General features: G+C 59.7%; 13 protein-coding genes and 3 pseudogenes. 9 read left to right on the forward strand and 7 right to left on the reverse strand.

The window, feature by feature from the left end:
• Nucleotides 1-20: 20 nt before the first annotated feature.
• The 4 genes from WN73_RS14455 to glnT all read right to left on the reverse strand — a co-directional run bounded on the left by WN73_RS14455 (nt 21) and on the right by glnT (nt 4,427).
• Nucleotides 21-1,349 carry an FMN-binding glutamate synthase family protein gene (locus WN73_RS14455; RefSeq protein ID WP_271553397.1) on the reverse strand — a complete coding sequence of 443 codons (1,329 nt, stop codon included), beginning with the start codon at nt 1,347-1,349 and terminating at the stop codon, nt 21-23.
• A complete protein-coding gene (locus tag WN73_RS14460; RefSeq protein ID WP_271553407.1) occupies nt 1,349-2,035 on the reverse strand; it encodes a protein glxC in 687 nt (228 codons plus the stop codon). Before WN73_RS14460 ends, WN73_RS14455 begins: the two co-directional genes overlap by 1 nt.
• A gap of 73 nt (nt 2,036-2,108) precedes the next feature.
• Nucleotides 2,109-3,005: a class II glutamine amidotransferase gene (locus WN73_RS14465; RefSeq protein WP_271553399.1), complete on the reverse strand. Its 897-nt coding sequence runs from the start codon at nt 3,003-3,005 to the stop codon at nt 2,109-2,111.
• A gap of 24 nt (nt 3,006-3,029) precedes the next feature.
• Nucleotides 3,030-4,427: a type III glutamate--ammonia ligase gene (glnT, locus tag WN73_RS14470; protein WP_271553401.1), complete on the reverse strand. Its 1,398-nt coding sequence runs from the start codon at nt 4,425-4,427 to the stop codon at nt 3,030-3,032.
• Between the two features lie 160 nt (nt 4,428-4,587).
• Between glnT and WN73_RS14475 the strand changes: the two genes are divergently transcribed.
• The 8 genes and pseudogenes from WN73_RS14475 to WN73_RS14510 all read left to right on the forward strand — a co-directional run.
• Nucleotides 4,588-5,958 carry an NAD(P)/FAD-dependent oxidoreductase gene (locus tag WN73_RS14475; RefSeq protein WP_271553402.1) on the forward strand — a complete coding sequence of 457 codons (1,371 nt, stop codon included), beginning with the start codon at nt 4,588-4,590 and terminating at the stop codon, nt 5,956-5,958.
• A gap of 32 nt (nt 5,959-5,990) precedes the next feature.
• Nucleotides 5,991-6,350: pseudogene (locus tag WN73_RS14480) on the forward strand (Rid family hydrolase); the annotation flags it as partial.
• 84 nt (nt 6,351-6,434) lie between these two features.
• Nucleotides 6,435-7,934: an aldehyde dehydrogenase gene (gene adh, locus WN73_RS14485; protein ID WP_271553408.1), complete on the forward strand. Its 1,500-nt coding sequence runs from the start codon at nt 6,435-6,437 to the stop codon at nt 7,932-7,934.
• A 96-nt stretch (nt 7,935-8,030) separates the two neighbouring features.
• Nucleotides 8,031-8,393, forward strand: coding sequence for a DUF779 domain-containing protein (locus WN73_RS14490; protein WP_271553404.1), 363 nt, complete (start codon nt 8,031-8,033; stop codon nt 8,391-8,393).
• 567 nt (nt 8,394-8,960) lie between these two features.
• Nucleotides 8,961-9,242 (forward strand): DNA -binding domain-containing protein, encoded by a 282-nt coding sequence (locus tag WN73_RS14495; RefSeq protein WP_271553409.1) that lies wholly within the window; start codon nt 8,961-8,963, stop codon nt 9,240-9,242.
• A gap of 534 nt (nt 9,243-9,776) precedes the next feature.
• Nucleotides 9,777-10,178, forward strand: coding sequence for an IS66-like element accessory protein TnpA (tnpA, locus tag WN73_RS14500; protein ID WP_128948459.1), 402 nt, complete (start codon nt 9,777-9,779; stop codon nt 10,176-10,178).
• A 23-nt stretch (nt 10,179-10,201) separates the two neighbouring features.
• The gene (gene tnpB, locus WN73_RS14505; protein WP_439397588.1) at nt 10,202-10,522 is read left to right on the forward strand and encodes an IS66 family insertion sequence element accessory protein TnpB; all 321 of its coding nucleotides are present in this window, start codon (nt 10,202-10,204) and stop codon (nt 10,520-10,522) included.
• Between the two features lie 46 nt (nt 10,523-10,568).
• Nucleotides 10,569-11,021, forward strand: a pseudogene (locus WN73_RS14510) (IS66 family transposase); the annotation flags it as partial.
• Between the two features lie 129 nt (nt 11,022-11,150).
• On the opposite strand, the gene istB reads toward WN73_RS14510, so the two are convergent.
• From istB to WN73_RS14525, 3 genes are all read right to left on the reverse strand, one after another.
• Complete coding sequence (istB, locus tag WN73_RS14515; RefSeq protein ID WP_206736872.1) at nt 11,151-11,963, reverse strand: IS21-like element helper ATPase IstB; 813 nt, start codon at nt 11,961-11,963, stop codon at nt 11,151-11,153.
• The gene (gene istA, locus WN73_RS14520; protein ID WP_271553405.1) at nt 11,960-13,432 is read right to left on the reverse strand and encodes an IS21 family transposase; all 1,473 of its coding nucleotides are present in this window, start codon (nt 13,430-13,432) and stop codon (nt 11,960-11,962) included. Before istA ends, istB begins: the two co-directional genes overlap by 4 nt.
• 282 nt (nt 13,433-13,714) lie before the next feature.
• Nucleotides 13,715-14,740: an IS110 family transposase gene (locus WN73_RS14525; RefSeq protein ID WP_271553406.1), complete on the reverse strand. Its 1,026-nt coding sequence runs from the start codon at nt 14,738-14,740 to the stop codon at nt 13,715-13,717.
• A gap of 321 nt (nt 14,741-15,061) precedes the next feature.
• Here WN73_RS14525 and tnpC point away from each other — a divergent pair.
• A pseudogene (tnpC, locus tag WN73_RS14530) lies at nt 15,062-16,267 on the forward strand (IS66 family transposase); the annotation flags it as partial.
• Nucleotides 16,268-16,336: the final 69 nt, after the last annotated feature.

Here is a 16,336-nt window from a genome sequence, read left to right on the forward strand (position 1 = left end):
CTCGTTCCGGGCACGCTCAACTACTGGCCCGGGATCCAGTTCGTCCCGGCAAGAGGGAGCCGCGTCATTGCGGCAGCCTCTATCGTCAGAGCAACCAGGTCTTCCGGCTCCAGATTATGCAAGCGGCTCTTGCCGCACGCCCGCGCGATGGTCTGCGCCTCGAGAGTGATGACCTTGAGATAATTTGCGAGCCGCCGGCCCGCGAGAACCGGGTCGAGTCGGGACGAGAGCGCGGGGTCCTGAGTTGTGATTCCCGCCGGGTCCTTGCCCTCCTGCCAATCGTCATAGCAACCCGCAGTGGTGCCCAAGGCTCGATATTCGTCCTCGAAGCGAGGATCATTATCGCCAAGGGCGATCAGAGCAGCCGTTCCAATACCAACTGCATCTGCGCCCAGCGCCAGCGCCTTGGCAACATCTGCTCCGCTTCGAATGCCGCCCGATACGATGAGCTGTACCTTACGGTGCATTCCCAGATCCTGCAGTGATTGAACTGCCGAGCGGATCGCCGACAAAATTGGTATCCCAACGTGCTCGATAAAGACGTCTTGGGTGGCAGCCGTACCGCCCTGCATGCCGTCGAGGACGATGACATCTGCACCTGCCTTCACAGCGAGAGCGACGTCATAGTAGGGACGACTTGCACCAATCTTCAGATAGATCGGCTTTTCCCAGCCCGTAAGCTCCCTCAGTTCGAGGATCTTGATCTCCAGATCGTCCGCGCCTGTCCAATCCGGATGCCGGCAGGCGGAACGCTGGTCAATACCCATCGGCAGAGAGCGCATCTTTGCGACGCGATCCGAAATCTTCTGGCCAAGCAGCATTCCGCCCCCGCCTGGCTTGGCGCCCTGCCCCACCACAATCTCGATCGCGTCGGCTTTGCGAAGATCGTCCGGATTCATTCCATAGCGCGATGGCAGATATTGATACACGAGCATCTTTGATTGCCCGCGCTCTTCAGGGGTCATGCCACCGTCACCTGTCGTCGTCGACGTGCCGGCGAGACTTGCGCCCCGGCCAAGTGCCTCCTTGGCTTGCGCCGAAAGAGCACCGAAGCTCATTCCGGCGATCGTCACTGGAATTGCCAGATGAAGGGGCTTCTTTGCATAGCGCGTACCGAGAACCACGCGTGTTTCGCATCGCTCACGATATCCTTCGAGCGGATAGCGTGACATCGAGGCGCCAAGAAAGAGAAGATCGTCGAAATGAGGGACTTTTCGCTTCGTCCCGCCACCGCGGATGTCATAGATCCCGGTGGCGGCGGCACGCCGTATTTCCGCGATCGAATGCGCGTCGAAGGTTGCAGATTGACGCGGCGGGATGTACCCCCACGTTTTCTCAAGAATGGTCATCAATAGGCCCCGGCATTGTCGATATTGAAGTTGTAGAGCTTGCGAGCCGATCCATAGCGGCGAAACTCTGATACATCGATCTTGTGAGCCTCGCCGGCCCTCTCGATCAGTGCGAACAACTCCGCCCGATGCTCGTCACGTAGTTCTTTCTCGATGCAGTCGGCTCCGAGACCCTCGACCTTGCCGCGCACGTAAATATGCGCTTCGTAAATCGAATCTCCCAAAGCATCGCCGGCGTCGCCGAATGCAACCAAGCGGCCGCTTTGGCCCATGAAGGCGGAGAGGTGCCCAATGCTGCCTTTCACAACGATATCGATGCCTTTCATCGATATGCCGCAGCGTGCGCCAGCGTTGCCTTCGATCAACAAGAGCCCGCCATGTCCGGTGGCTCCGGCGGATTGGCTGGCATCTCCCCTCACATGAATGAGCCCGGACATCATGTTTTCGCCAATACCCTGACCGGCATTGCCCTCGATCACGATGCGAGCATGCTTGTTCATGCCGCCGCAGAAGTAGCCGACATGCCCCGCGACTTCGATGTTGATGGGCGCATCGAGGCCGACGGCGATGGCGTGAGCGCCATTCGGATTGAGCACGCGCCAAAACGTCTCGTTCGTCGGCACTTTCAGCTGTTGAAGCCGCGCATTGAGTTCGCGGAGCGACAGAGCGGAAAGGTCGATTTCCATGAGCGGATCCGATGCCCCTGGGCTCGTCTTGAGATCGCGGAGCGGCCAGGAGCCAATCTCGACTTGATTCATTTTAGTGTTCCCAGAAATAAGGCGTCGCCGGTTTGGGCTCGAAGACACGCGCGTCAGCTACTCCGGGAAGCGCGGCGAGACTGCGATATTCAGAAGCGAACGCCACATAGTCGTCCGTCTCGGCCATAACGGCAGGCTTGCATGCGATCGGGTCGCGCAGCACCCCGAAGCCATTCTTGGTCCCGACCACGAAAGTGAAGAAGCCATCGAGATCGTTGAGGGTGGATTTCAGGGCGTCGCCCAGAGCCCTGCCTCGGCGCAATTCTCGCGTGATGTAGCCTGCGGCTACCTCGGTATCATTCTCGGTTTCCGCAACGATCCCATCCTGAAGGAGCTCCCGGCGAAGTGAAGCGTGATTCGAAAGCGAGCCGTTGTGAACGAGGCATTGGTCGGCGCCAGTCGAGAACGGATGCGCTCCGGTAGTGGTCACCGCCGACTCTGTCGCCATCCGGGTATGAGCAATACCATGAGTGCCGGAGAACGACTGGATATTGAACTGCCGGGCAACATCGTCGGGATAGCCAACCTCCTTATAAATCTCGAGATTGGCACCTTCGCTCAGGACACGAAGGTCTTGCGCGTTCTCGGCGAGCCAGGAGCGGCACTGACCGACCAAATCGGCAGGCACGCTGAAGACGCTGTGCGTATGCCGGTTTGTGAAGTAGACAGCAGCACCAATCGAACGGCCGAGAAGCACGGCAAGCGTCTCAAAGTCGGCGCGCCCGGCAAGTGAGGTCACCGTAAGCTTGGTCCTGCCCGGACTGTCTGCCGTGTAAAGCGCGAAGCCGGCCGAGTCCGGGCCCCGGCTGCACAAAGTGGACGTCATCTCGGCGAGCAAAGCTCCAAGCTCGGGCTGCAGCCGGGCGCCCTTGATAAACAGTCCTGCAATTCCACACATCGTGATCTCCAGTAGGAACGAAAGCTAAAAGAAGCTGAGATAACGCTCGACTTCCCAGTCAGACACGTGCCGATGGTACTCCAGCCATTCCGAGTTCTTCAGCGTAAGAAACTCATCGATGAGTTGCGGTCCGAGCGCTTCCGCAAACAACGCATCCGCCTCAAGCTCCGTTAAGGCCTCGGACAAGGTTTGCGGGAGCAGCTCGACACCCATGTCGCGAATTGCATCGAGCGACATGCCGTAGAAGTTCACATTCTTCGGCTCGCCCGGATGGAGTCCGCGATCAATACCGTCCAGCCCGGCGGCAACTAGCGCCGCGGTGGCAAGATACGGATTCATGCTGCTGTCGCCGGTGCGAATTTCAATGCGGCCATATGGGATGCGGGCCATGGCGGTACGGTTATTGTCGCCATAGGCAATAAACGCAGGCGCCCAGGTCGCGCCGGACACTGTGCGCCCGACCACAAGCCGCTTATAGGAGTTTACGGTTGGCGCCAGGAGAGCTGTCAGCCCCTTGGCATGAGCCATGACGCCGCCGAGAAAGTGGTAGGCAAGCTTCGAAAGCCCCATGCCGCTTGGATCGGTATCATCGTGAAAAAGATTACGCCCGTCGCCGTCAGCAATCGAGCAGTGGATGTGCATACCACTTCCTGTTGAGTTGCTTCGAGGCTTGGGCATGAAGGAACAGATGCCACCAAGGTCGTTCGCGATCTCGGAGGCAGCCATCTTGAACAACGTGATCTGGTCGGCGGTCTTTAGTGCATCTGCATATTTGAAGTTGATCTCGTATTGTCCGTTCGCATCCTCATGATCGATTTGGTAGACGTCGATTCCAACCGCCTGCAGCGACTCGCTGACGCGCTCCAGAAAGCCGCGGCCCCGCATAAGACCTCGGTAGTCGTACGCGGGCTTTGCGAGCGTATCAGTCCCATCGAATGGCATGAGCTTTCCTTCGGCGTCGCGGCGCAACAGAATGAATTCGGGCTCCAGCCCGGTATTCAGAGTCCAGCCGCGCTCGCCAAGCCGCGCCACCTGCTTCTTCAGGACATTGCGCGTGTCGATGGGATGCGGAGCGCCCTTCACAGTCCCGACTCCCATCATTCGCGCGTAACCAGGCGCCCAGGGCGTCACCGTCAGGGTATCCAGCTCGCAGACAACCATATACTCAGGCTCATGCGGAAGCAGCCCAAGCCCCCAGGCACCGCCGCCCGCGAAGCCAGCGCCATCAGTCAACATGTCTTCCAGGTGCTGGACCGGCACTGACTTGCTCTTCGCCACTCCGTGCAAATCCACGAACTGCGCGAGAACGTAGCGGACGCCGACCTGCTTGAGGAAAGCCTGCGCCATGGACAGGTCAAGGCCAGCCGGAGTTGCAAGGCTACCCGGTGCGAGCGCGCCGGACCACGCATTGGAAATGTGCATGTGAACTTCTCCTTCGAAGACGTTTCCTTGCCGATCTTTCTCGCACTATCGGCAAGTTATTTCGTACCGGCAATCTGCCTATACGACACACTTGCTTCTCATGCAAGTTCTTTTTATCATCTGCAAATAACTATGACCATGAATGAGGAAAACGCGAGCGATGGCAGATTCTTCGAACCGAGACTCGCAGCTCGAGCCGATTGGAATTCGGCTCTCCGATCTATCGGAGGGGCGTACGAAATATTGGACGACACAAGCCACGCCCTATTGGTGGCGCGCGGCACCGCCGCGCTCCGGCCCATGGACTACGCCCGTCAAGAAGGCTGACATTGTCGTCATAGGAGCAGGATTTACCGGGCTGTCTGCCGCCCTTGTACTTGCGCGCGCAGGAAGGCAGGTGCTCGTGGTGGATTCCTCGGTGCCTGGCTATGGCGCAAGCACCCGCAACGGAGGTCAGATCGGCAGCGGCAATCAGAAATTCCGCGTCAAGACGCTCATAGAGATGCAAGGCGAGCGAAAAGCCATCGAGTTGCTCCGCGAGGGAGTTGAGATGCTCGATGGTATCGAAACCCTGATCAAGGAAGAGAACATCGACTGCTCCTTCGTTCGCTGTGGCCGATTTCGTGGAGCAATGCGCCCAGAACACTACGAGGCCATGGCGCGCGATATGAAGGATCTGAAACAGTACGCTGGCGTCGATTCGTTTATGGTCGGCCGAGCCGAGCAATACAAAGAGATCGGTACCGAGTTGTTTCACGGCGGGTCCGTGCTGCCGATGGATGCGAGCCTTCATCCCGGCAAGTATCATTCCGGCCTTCTCGATCGGGTCCTGGAAGCCGGGGCAGCTGTGTACGGCAATATGCCCGTCCGCGGCATCTCATCAGAAAAACACAGCCACGCAGTTCATTTCGATAACGTCACCGTCCAAGCCCGCGACGTTCTCGTCGCCACCAACGGATATACCAAGAACGTCGGGGGCTTCTTTCGCAAACGAATTGTCCCGATCCGCTCCGCTCAAATTACTACCGAACAAATGGCTCCCGATGTTCTCCGGGCGTTAATGCCGACAAGGCGCGCGTATGGAAATACGAATCGCGTCTTCTTCTATTTTCGTCCAGCTCCGGATGAGAGCCGCATTATATGGGGCGGCCGCTCCAATCACTTTGCACGAGACTCCGTTCTCGCGGCTTATACGCATCTCGCGCGCGATTTGTTGCGCACCTTTCCGATGCTGGGAGAGATAAAAGTCTCATACGCATGGAGCGGACTTATTGGCTACACTTTTGACGAATTTCCGCACCTTGGCCGGTCGCCTGAAGGCATCCACTACGCGATGGGTTATTGCGGGACCGGCGTATCGCGCTCCACTCATTTCGGAAGGAAGATCGCGCTGCAGATCCTCGGCAAGGCGGACGGGCAATCGGCCTTTAGCGACCTTGTCTTCCCGAGTCATCGATTCCAGGCGTTCGCGAAGCCGGCCGTCCCCATCGTCGAGACGTGGTACCGCCTGCGTGATGCAGTCGGATTTTGAAGGAGAGTAAAATGAGTGACTTCGATACAGCGATGCTTGATACAAGGCGCAACATCTCATCAGGGGGCGCCTATGAAGATGTGTTCGGCTATTCGAGGGCCGTGGTTAAAGACGGTCAGATTCATGTGTCTGGAACGTGTGCGCCTGCGAGCTACGAGGGACGCGGCGCCTACGAACAGGCCAAGGCAGCGCTTGAGACGATCGCAACAGCGCTCAAGAATGCTGGCTCAAGCCTCGCGGATGTCGTCAGAACGGTCGTATATGTTCGCGATATTATTTACGCCGACGCTGTTGCAAAGGCACATTTGGAGGTATTTGACGCTGTCCGGCCAGCATCGACCCTTGTACAGGTCACTTCAATGCTGCGGTCTTGGCAGCTAGTCGAGATCGAGGCCTATGCGCTGCAGGGACATACAGTATCGCGCGACGCAGTCCGAGCGCTGACAAACAGCAATGACACGTCTGGGGCCGATTCCGTGATTTCCAAACGGGCCCCCTTCGCGAAGACATACGATAACTTCATTGGCGGCAAATGGACCCCGCCAGCTTCGGGCAAGTATTTTGAAAATACATCCCCAGTGACAGGACAGGTCATCTGTTCGATCGCTCGATCCGATCAGCATGACGTGGAACTGGCGTTGAACGCGGCGCATGCCGCGAAAGATGCATGGGGACGAACCAGCCCTGCTGAACGTGCTCTAACTCTCCACCGTATCGCTGACCGTATGGAAGAAAACCTCGAGCGGCTTGCGATGGCCGAGACCTGGGACAATGGCAAGCCAATTCGCGAGTCTCGAGCTGCGGACCTGCCGCTAGCGATCGATCATTTCCGCTACTTCGCGGGCGCTGTTCGCAGCCAAGAAGGCCATCTAAGCGAAATCGACCACGATGCCGTAGCATACCATTTCCATGAACCTCTCGGTGTCGTGGGCCTGATCATTCCCTGGAACTTTCCCTTGCTGATGGCATGTTGGAAGCTTGCACCCGCGCTTGCGGCCGGAAACTGCGTTGTATTGAAGCCTGCAGAACAAACGCCAGCGTCAATCATGTTGTGGATGGAGATGGTGGCGGATCTGCTGCCGCCGGGCGTCATCAACATTGTCAACGGGTTCGGAGTCGAAGCCGGCAAACCGCTCGCATCCAGTTCACGCATCGCCAAGATCGCGTTCACCGGCGAGACCACCACGGGGCGGCTCATCATGCAGTACGCCAGTCACAACCTCATTCCTGTCACGCTGGAACTCGGTGGCAAATCGCCGAACATTTTTTTCAAGGATGTCGCGGCTGAGGACGATGACTACTTCGACAAGGCGATCGAGGGGTTCGTGATGTTCGCGCTTAATCAGGGCGAGGTCTGCACCTGTCCCAGTCGCGCTCTCATCCACGAATCCATCTACGACCAGTTTATGGAGCGCGCGCTCAAGCGCGTGGCTGCCATAAAACAGGGCGACCCACGCAATGGTGATACAATGCTCGGCGCACAAGCATCGAGTGAACAGCTTGAGAAGATTCTGTCGTATATCGATATCGGAAAGCAAGAGGGAGCGCAGCTGCTCGCTGGTGGCGAACGCGCCGAGTTGAAAGGCGACCTTTCCGGGGGTTACTATATGCAACCGACCGTGTTTCGCGGGCACAATCAAATGCGGATTTTCCAAGAGGAGATCTTCGGACCAGTCGTATCGGTGACGACATTCAAGACCGACGATGAAGCTCTATCAATCGCGAATGATACACTTTATGGTCTGGGTGCCGGAGTGTGGAGCCGCGAGGCAAATCGTTGCTACCGTTTTGGGCGCGCTATTCAAGCAGGCCGAGTATGGACAAACTGCTATCACGCCTATCCCGCCCATGCGGCGTTCGGCGGCTATAAGCAGTCGGGCATTGGCCGCGAGACACACAAGATGATGCTAGACCACTACCAGCAGACCAAGAACCTTCTTGTTAGCTATAGCCCAAAGAAGCTCGGCTTTTTCTAGCTGAGTCAACTAGACCTCTCACTGCAATGGACCGGTCTTCGGCTGGCGCCGCGTAGAGCTGCTGCCAGCCGACAGGTGTCCCCGAGGATTCTCACTATGCCGGATAAGGTCACTGCGACACAAGCCGCGATCGAATTGCTGGTCGAAATAATCGCCGATCACGGTCCGGTACTGTTTCATCAATCGGGTGGCTGCTGCGACGGCTCTTCGCCTATGTGCTTCCGGCAAGGGGATTTTCTCGTCGGTGACGGTGACGTGCTGCTCGGACGTATCAGCGGAATGCCGGTGTATATTGGCGCTGCCCAGTTCGAAACATGGAAGCACACCGACCTGATCATCGATGCTGTTCCTGGCCGTGGGGGCATGTTCTCCCTCGACAATGCGCGCGAGCAGCGTTTTCTGACCAGGTCGCGAATGTGTCCAAAAGATGCAAGCGCGCGCAGCTCGGAGCCGATCTAATTTATCTCTATCGAACAGGTTCCCCGCCAGTCCGATCTCGAGCGCGATTCCGCGCGCCGGCATCCTCTTCGCTTCGGCAAGGCGGAGGACCACGCGATACGGTCGTCTTTCCATTCGATTCGCCTGCCGACAGAGCCAAAGTCAGGTTTTACATCGGCACCCATCTTCAACAGTTCAGTCCGGATGGCCGCTGCTTCCGGATCGGCGCTTGGACGTTCTGGGGTATGCTTCATCCGGCGGTTAGCCCGGTGGGTCTGTTTGGACGTGGGTGAGTAGCATTCGGTGACTACCTCGCCGCAGAAGCATTTGCGCGATGCCTTCCGGCCGCTGTGTGGGGTGGCGGAAGCGCCAGACCGTGCATTCGCGCTTCTAAGTGTCCACGGCGCGGTGATGATCAGTCCGGTGGCGCCGCCGGCGATGGACTAGTCGGCGCTATCATCGGCGCACCGGCGCGTTTCATCATCAATGTCAGCCGCCGGCTATTTGGGTGATCCTGCACCGGTCACGACGCGGACACAAACATTGGGAAATATTCCGGCATCACAACGAATGATCGCGGGGAAGCTAATGCCGCCTCTGTCCAATGCAGTTCTCGCTAATTTAGCGCCCTCTGGGTCCGACCTTACCGTGTACGATGAAGAGCACATGATCACGTATTGGCGCCTGCTCGACGCCAATGCCGAAGGCGCTGACTGGCGCGAGGTAGCGCGGATCGTCCTTGGTATCGACCCAGACCGCGAGCCCAAGCGGGCTCGGCAGGCGTTTGAAACCCATCTTGAGCGCGCGCTATGGATGGCCAACAGCGGATACCGTCAACTGCTGCGAGGCGGGCCTTCGAAGGCTCCGTAACGCGACCTCTCGCGCTGCTTGGCCAGATCGGCGATCGAAACGCCGGCCTCATGCTCCTTTAAGATTCCGATGATGGGCCTCTTTATGCTTCATCCTCTGGGCCTCGTCTGGGCCAAGGCGAACTCCAAGCTGGAACAAGACGGTGGGGCCCGGTCATTAGCGGAATTGCCGGATTGAGACGCTCGTCACCGATTGCATGGTCTATACACAGCGAGGCCTCTCAACTGGAACAGCAATGCCAGCTTTCACCCGATCCATTACGACCGTCGAATTGAAGCCGCTGATGTCCGGGTTTCAAGGGAAGAAGCGTCTAAATTAGTATCCTCATTATCCTCCATGCTGCCTTCGGTAGCGTATGAGATAAAGTCAGCATCGCCAGTACTCTCGTGCGGTGGCGAAGAGCGGGCAGGTCCATGTTTCCGGCGCCTGCGCACCAGCAACCCGCGAAAGAAAGACGTATCCCTCCGCCAAAGGCCGCCTTGTTTGACGAACGCGATCGCTGCAGGTCCTAGGGGTAATCCTAGGAGAAGCGCTATGACGATTTCGCGGGCGGAGGTGATCACATCGGTCGAGCGGCGGCGCCGGTGGTCGCAGGATGAGAAGGAACGGCTAGTAGCAGCATCGCTCGAGCCCGGAGCCAATGTTTCCGAGGTGGCTCGCGTGGCCGGCCTTCATGTGAGCCAGCTGTTCCGGTGGCGCAAAGAGCTTTGTAAGCAAGGTGAAGCGAGTATAGCGCCGTTCGTGCCGGTCGAGATTGGGCCGTCTGCGCCGCCGCGGGAGGTGGCCGAAGCGCCATTGACGACGACGGCGGCGCGTCGACGGAAGAGCCAGGGCATCATCGAGATCGATCTTGGTAGCGGGCACCGCATCCGGGTCGATGGCGACGTTGATGGAGACGCGCTACGTCGCGTTCTCGATGCTTTGGTACGCCGATGATCCCGGTTCCAACGGGCGCGCGAGTGTGGCTCGCGACAGGCTACACGGACATGCGCCGAGGCTTTCCGTCGTTGGCACTCCAAGTGCAGGAGGTGCTGCGCAAGGACCCGCTCAGCGGTCATCTGTTCGTCTTCCGCGGTCGCCGAAGCGATCTTGTGAAGGTGATCTGGCACGATGGCCAGGGAGCATGCCTGTTCACCAAGAGACTCGAGAGAGGAAGGTTCATCTGGCCATCGGTTGCCGGCGAAGCAGTAACGATCTCACCGGCGCAGATGAGCTACCTGTTGTCCGGAATCGATTGGCGCAACCCTCAAGAAACCCAGCGTCCGACGCGGGTCGGATAGTCGTTTTACGGTTTGAATCTGCTGCTTGATCTGATTCAATAACTTCATGATATCGAAGCCGGACGACCTTCCATCGGACCTTGTCAGTGCCCTGGCAGCGCTGCAGGCCGAGCGTGAGGCGCGGCTGCGAGCCGAGGCGATGGCTGCCAGTGCGCGAGCGGAGCTGTCGGATAACGAGGCGCTGATCGTGCATCTCGAGCTGCGGATCGAGAAGCTCAAACGCGAACTGTACGGGCAGCGCTCCGAGCGCACGGCGCGTCTAATCGAGCAGTTGGAATTGGAGCTCGAAGAACTTGCCACCACGGCGAGCGAGGATGAGCTTGCCGCGCAGGCCGCGGCGGCGAAGACGCAGAACGTCCGCCCCTTCACGCGCAAGCGACCAGTGCGCAAGCCCTGGCCGGACGACATCGAACACGAGCGCGTCGTCATTGACGCTCCGACGAGCTGCGCCTGCTGCGGCGGATCGCGACTGGCGAAGATCGGCGAGGATGTGACCGAGATGTAGCGCGGCAATCTGGGTAGGAAGTGCGCGGCAATCAGGATGGCGAGGCGTGTCGCGGCCTGATGATGATTGCCGCGATGATTGTCGCGCGCAAGAGTTTTGTTGAACTCTGATTGTCGCGCAGCGTCAATCAGCGACGGTTTTGGGTGTCGCGTGCGATGGCGGCCGTCCGGGACCGCGTTTTCGTTCGAGGGCGGTCCGTCTGCGATAGCTCTCGACGTTCATCTCGACGATGGTGGCGTGATGAACGAGGCGATCGATAGCGGCCAGGGTCATGGCGGGGTCCGGGAAGACCCTGTTCCATTCGCCGAATGGCTGATTGGCGGTGATCAGCATCGAGCGGCGCTCGTAGCGTGCGCTGATGAGCTCGAACAGCACGCTGGTCTCGGCCTGATCCTTGGTGACGTAAGCGAGATCATCAAGAATCAGGAGATCGAAGCGATCGAGACGATTGATGGCCGCCTCGAGGTTAAGCTCGCGTCGCGCTAGCTGGAGCTTCTGCACGAGATCGGTGGTCCGGGTGAAGAGGACGCGCCATCCGTTCTCGATGAGGGCCAGGCCGATCGCTGCCGCCAAGTGGCTCTTTCCGCCGCCGGGCGGGCCGAACAACAGCAAATTGGCGCCCTTGCCCAGCCAGCTGTCACCGGCGGCGAGCGCCATCACCTGCGCCTTTGAGATCATCGGCACGGCTTCGAAGTCGAAGCTGTCGAAGGTCTTTCCGGTGGGCAAACGTGCTTCGACAAGGTGTCGTTCGGTCCGACGGCGGCCGCGTTCGGCAATCTCGTGCTCGGCGATGGTCGCGAGGAAGCGGCCGGCCGGCCAGCCTTCCTTGTCGGACTGTTCGGCAAATTGCGCCCACAGCACCTTGATGGCAGGCAGACGGAGCTCATTGAGCAACAGATTGAGGCGCGCGGCATCAACCGTGTTCGTTACGCTCATGCGGCACCTCCGGTCTCGGCGGTACCGATGAGGCATTCGTAGGTCGCAAGCGGCACGAGCTGCACCACGACTTTCGGCAGGTTGGCGGGATCGGGGGCGAAGTAAGCACGTAGCCGGTTGAGGTCGGGCAGTTGGCCGGCCTCGAGGTCGGCGGTGAGCTGATCGGCGAGTTCGGCCTCGCAGCCGCGTTCATGAGCGAGCGCGAGGAGATCGACCATGATCCGGCTGGCTTTTTTGTCCGGCAAGCGTTCGCGCAAGCGATCGAAGGTCTTCCGATAGGCATCCCGCGGGAACAGCTGATCTCGGTAGACCAGATTGAGAAGTGCCATCGGCTTGCGCCGCAGGGAATGGATCACGTGCCGATAATCGACGACCTGGTCGTACTTGCCATTGGGATGCGGCCGCCCACGCGACAGGGTGACGAGATGGGTGCCCCCGACGAACACGTCGAGACGATCGTCGTAAAGGCGCACCCGCAGCCGGTGACCGATCAGGCGCGATGGCACCGTGTAGAACACCTTGCGCAGGGTGAAGCCGCCGGACGAGGTCACGCGGACGATCACCTCTTCGTAGTCGGAGGTGCGCCGATCGGGCAGCTCCTGCAACACCACGCGCTCGCTATCGATCCGCTTGGCGTTGCGGGCATTGCGGCGGCTGACGATCTCGTCGATGAAGCCGCGATAGGTGGCAAGATCGTCGAAGTCGATAGTTCCGCGCAGCAGCAAGGCATCCGCGATTGCTCGCTTGAGATGACCGTGGGGCCCTTCGATCGAACCATTCTCGTGAGCAACGCCTCGATTGTTGCGGGAAGGCCGCACGCCGTAATGGGCACAAAGGGCCTCGTATCGCTGCGTCAGATCGTCCCGTGCATCACGATTGAGATTGCAGAATGCGGCCGACAGACTGTCGGTCCGATGCTCCCGCGGCGCCCCACCGAGCGACCAGAGGGCATTCTGCAGGCCTTCCGCCAGGGCGACGAAGCTCTCGCCGCCAAGCACGACGTGGGCGTGCTCGAACCCGCAATAGGCCAAACGGAAGTGATAGAGACGATGATCCAACGGAGCACCCGCGATCGTAACACCCAACTCGTCCATGTCTGTGAAGTCGGAGAGGCCGAGTTGGCCAGGCTCGTGGGTTTGGCGGAAGATCACCTCCTGCTCCTCGCCGTGGACCGCCCGCCATGCACGGATCCGACGTTCCAGGGTACGACGGATACCGATGCCGAGATCCGGATGACGCCGTAGCATCTCCTCGAACACCGCCACCGGGCGTAAGCCAGGTGCCGCCTTCAGGATCGGGACGATCTCGGTCTCGAACACCTCGCTCAACGGGTCCGGTCGTCGCCGGCCGCGGGGCGCCTTCCTTTGCGATGGAAATCGGGGATCTCTCTCGATCCGATAGGCGGTCGACGCACTGAATGACGCCTTGGCCGCCGCCACTGGCGGGCTATCGGTCTGACGGTACTTCATGTAGAGCCTTCTGTGGTTGCCGCCCGCAATGCAAGAAGTTTCTGACCCTTTGGCGTGTGATCGAGTGCGGTCTTCTGTCAGGCCTTCCTTTACGGCATTTTCAGAAGCCGCTGGCCGGTATGGTGATCCGCGGACCAGGTCCAATTCTCATCTCCGAGCACGTCGGCTCTTTGGCTCTAGCTGGTTTCCTGATCCAGATCTGTTCGATCGTTGCGCCCATTCGGGTCGTCGCCTTCTCACACCCCCTTCAACCAACGTCAGGCTATTTCGTGCTGCATGCAGTCACGCCGTCACTGCCTGCGCTGGGTTCCGATAATCCTCCTTCCGGGTGAGCATGGCCCAAATCGTCCGAGCCATCTTGTTCGCCAAGGCGATCGCCACAAGCATGCGCGGCTTCCTCGCCAGCATCTGCGCCAGCCACGATCCGCTAGGGATCGACTTGCGCCCGAGCCAGTTCAGCCGCGACATCGCCCCAACGATGAGCAACTGGCGAATGTCCGCCTGTCCTTCCTTCGAAACGCGTCCGAGCCTCTCCTTTCCCCCTGAGGAATGTTGCCGTGGGACCAAGCCGAGCCAAGCCGCGAAGTCTCGGCCACGTCTGAAGGCCGCCATGTCGGGCGCGAAAGCCTCGATTGCCAGTGCGGTCAGCGGGCCGACCCCCGGCATTGTCTGCAGCCGCTGTGCCGTGACAGTCCGCGTCGCCAACTTCTTGAGCTGCTCTGCCTTGGCATCGATCCGCTCCGTCTTGTAGGCGATCTGATCAATGAGACTCCGACATTCCTCACGGACCAGTTCTGGTAGATCGCTGTTCGGATCCTCGAGGATTGCGTCAATGCGTTTAAGATGTTCGATTCCTTGCGGGATGATATGGCCGAATTCGTAGAGAACAGCACGCAGCGCATTCACCAGATCGGTGCGCTGATGAACAAGGCGCTTCCGAGCCCGAAAGAGCACTGCCCTGGCCTGCTGTTCTTCCGATTTCGGCTCGACGAAGCGCATCTCGGGGCGCTGTGCCGCGATCACGATTGCTTCGGCATCAGCCGCGTCGTTCTTTTGGCGTTTCACAAAAGGCTTCACATATTGCGGAGCGATCAGTTTCACTTCATGGCCGAGCTTGACCATCTCCCGTGCCCAATAGTGGGCGCTGCCACAGGCTTCCATCACCACCACTGCCGATGGGTGCCCCGCCATGAACTTCCGAAACTGAAGCCGCGACAGTTTCTTTCGAAACTTCAAGTGTCCCGCCATTGACGCCCCGTGGAGCTGAAACACATTCTTGGCCAGATCCACTCCGATCACCGTATCCATCAATTTGTCGTCCTCTTCGCTTCGTGGTTCAAACACTCTGCGTTCTTGGCACATTACGATGCCGTCTGGGGAGGGCGGCAACCATCCCATCTCATCTGGTGATCTGTGATGTGTCGGCCGGGCAAGCGAGTGATTCCTCTTGGCGGAAGAACCACTTGCATAACCCCGCCGGCCGCGATCACCAGTCGGCGCGGTCCTCCTCGGGATCGCGCCGACGCTGGGCTCGTAACTCCGGTCGGGCTACGCCCTCCCTACGTCACGAGCCCAGCGAAACTCTCTCACCTTGATTGACGCTGCCTTCCATCCTGATCGCCGCGCGACACCGAGACGCTGGAGGAGATCCCGCGTCGCTTCAAGGTCATCGAGACAGTGCGCGAGAAGTTCACCTGCCGCGATTGCGAGAAGATCAGCCAGCCGCCGGCGCCGTTCCATGCCACGCCACGCGGCTTCATCGGCCCGCAATTGCTGGCGACGATCCTGTTCGACAAGTTCGGTATGCACATCCCGCTCAATCGCCAGAGTGCGCGCTTTAAGGCCGAGAGGATCGACCTGCCGCTGTCGACGCTGGCGGATCAGGTCGGCCACGGGACCTTCGCCGTCATGCCGCTCTTCCACTTGATCGAACGTCATGCGCTTGCTGCCGAGCGCCTTCATGGCGACGACACCACCATCCGGATCCTGGCGAAGGGCAAGTGTACGACCGGGCGGATCTGGACTTATGTACGGGATGACCGGCCCTTTGCCGGCTCTGCGCCGCCGGCGGCGGTCTATTACGCCCCGAGCGACCGACGAGGCGAACACCCGCAGAGGCATCTGGCGGCCTTTGCCGGCATCCTGCAAGCCGATTGCTACAGCGGCTTCGAGCCGATGTTCGATCCGCAAAGGAAAGCGGTGCCGATCACGCCGGCATTTTGCTTCGCTCATGCGCGGCGGGGGTTCTTCGAACTGGCCGATATCGAGAAGAATGCCAGGGAAGGCCAGAAAGGCAAACCCATCTCCCCGATCGCGCTGGAGGCGGTCAGGCGCCTCGACGGGCTGTTCGAGGTCGAACGCGCCATCAACGGTCGCAGCGCCGACGAGCGGCGTGCCGTGCGCCAGGAAAAGAGCAAGCCGCTTCTCGACGACATGCACGCCTGGCTGCTGCGCGAGCGAGAAACCCTCTCGCGCTCTGCCGTGGTTCTGAAGCCCATGAATTACATGCTCAGGCGCTGGGACGACTTCGCCTACTTCCTTGACGATGGCAGGATCTGCTTGACCAACAATTGCGCCGAGCGCGCATTGAGAGGCATCGCCTTGGGAAGGCGCAACTGGACCTTCGCCGGCAGCCAGCGTGGTGCCGACCGTGCCGCCATCATGCTGACGATGATCACGACCTGTCGTCTCAACGACGTCGATCCCAAGGCCTGGCTCGCCGACGTCCTCGCCCGCATCGCCGATCTTCCCGCATCGCGTCTGCACGAACTGCTGCCCTGGGAATGGAAGCTTCTGCGCCAAGCCGGCAAGCCCGACGATCAGCAAGCCGCCTGACCTTCACCCAACGCTATCATACAGCTCGCCACGCCCGCGCGCATGCGTCAATCAGGCGGCCTTCGTCGT

The sequence above is a fragment of the Bradyrhizobium sp. CCBAU 45394 genome, assembly GCF_028128655.1.
GTDB lineage: Bacteria > Pseudomonadota > Alphaproteobacteria > Rhizobiales > Xanthobacteraceae > Bradyrhizobium > Bradyrhizobium diazoefficiens.

Bases quoted from the DNA above. Each gene is read 5' to 3' on its own strand.
- tnpA (WP_128948459.1), top strand. From the start codon at position 9,777: ATGACGATTTCGCGGGCGGAGGTGATCACATCGGTCGAGCGGCGGCGC.
- WN73_RS14495 (WP_271553409.1), top strand. From the start codon at position 8,961: ATGCCGCCTCTGTCCAATGCAGTTCTCGCTAATTTAGCGCCCTCTGGG.
- WN73_RS14525 (WP_271553406.1), bottom strand. From the start codon at position 14,740: ATGGATACGGTGATCGGAGTGGATCTGGCCAAGAATGTGTTTCAGCTC.
- glnT (WP_271553401.1), bottom strand. From the start codon at position 4,427: ATGCACATTTCCAATGCGTGGTCCGGCGCGCTCGCACCGGGTAGCCTT.
- istB (WP_206736872.1), bottom strand. From the start codon at position 11,963: ATGAGCGTAACGAACACGGTTGATGCCGCGCGCCTCAATCTGTTGCTC.
- istA (WP_271553405.1), bottom strand. From the start codon at position 13,432: ATGAAGTACCGTCAGACCGATAGCCCGCCAGTGGCGGCGGCCAAGGCG.
- WN73_RS14460 (WP_271553407.1), bottom strand. From the start codon at position 2,035: ATGGAAATCGACCTTTCCGCTCTGTCGCTCCGCGAACTCAATGCGCGG.
- WN73_RS14475 (WP_271553402.1), top strand. From the start codon at position 4,588: ATGGCAGATTCTTCGAACCGAGACTCGCAGCTCGAGCCGATTGGAATT.
- WN73_RS14465 (WP_271553399.1), bottom strand. From the start codon at position 3,005: ATGTGTGGAATTGCAGGACTGTTTATCAAGGGCGCCCGGCTGCAGCCC.
- WN73_RS14490 (WP_271553404.1), top strand. From the start codon at position 8,031: ATGCCGGATAAGGTCACTGCGACACAAGCCGCGATCGAATTGCTGGTC.
- WN73_RS14455 (WP_271553397.1), bottom strand. From the start codon at position 1,349: ATGACCATTCTTGAGAAAACGTGGGGGTACATCCCGCCGCGTCAATCT.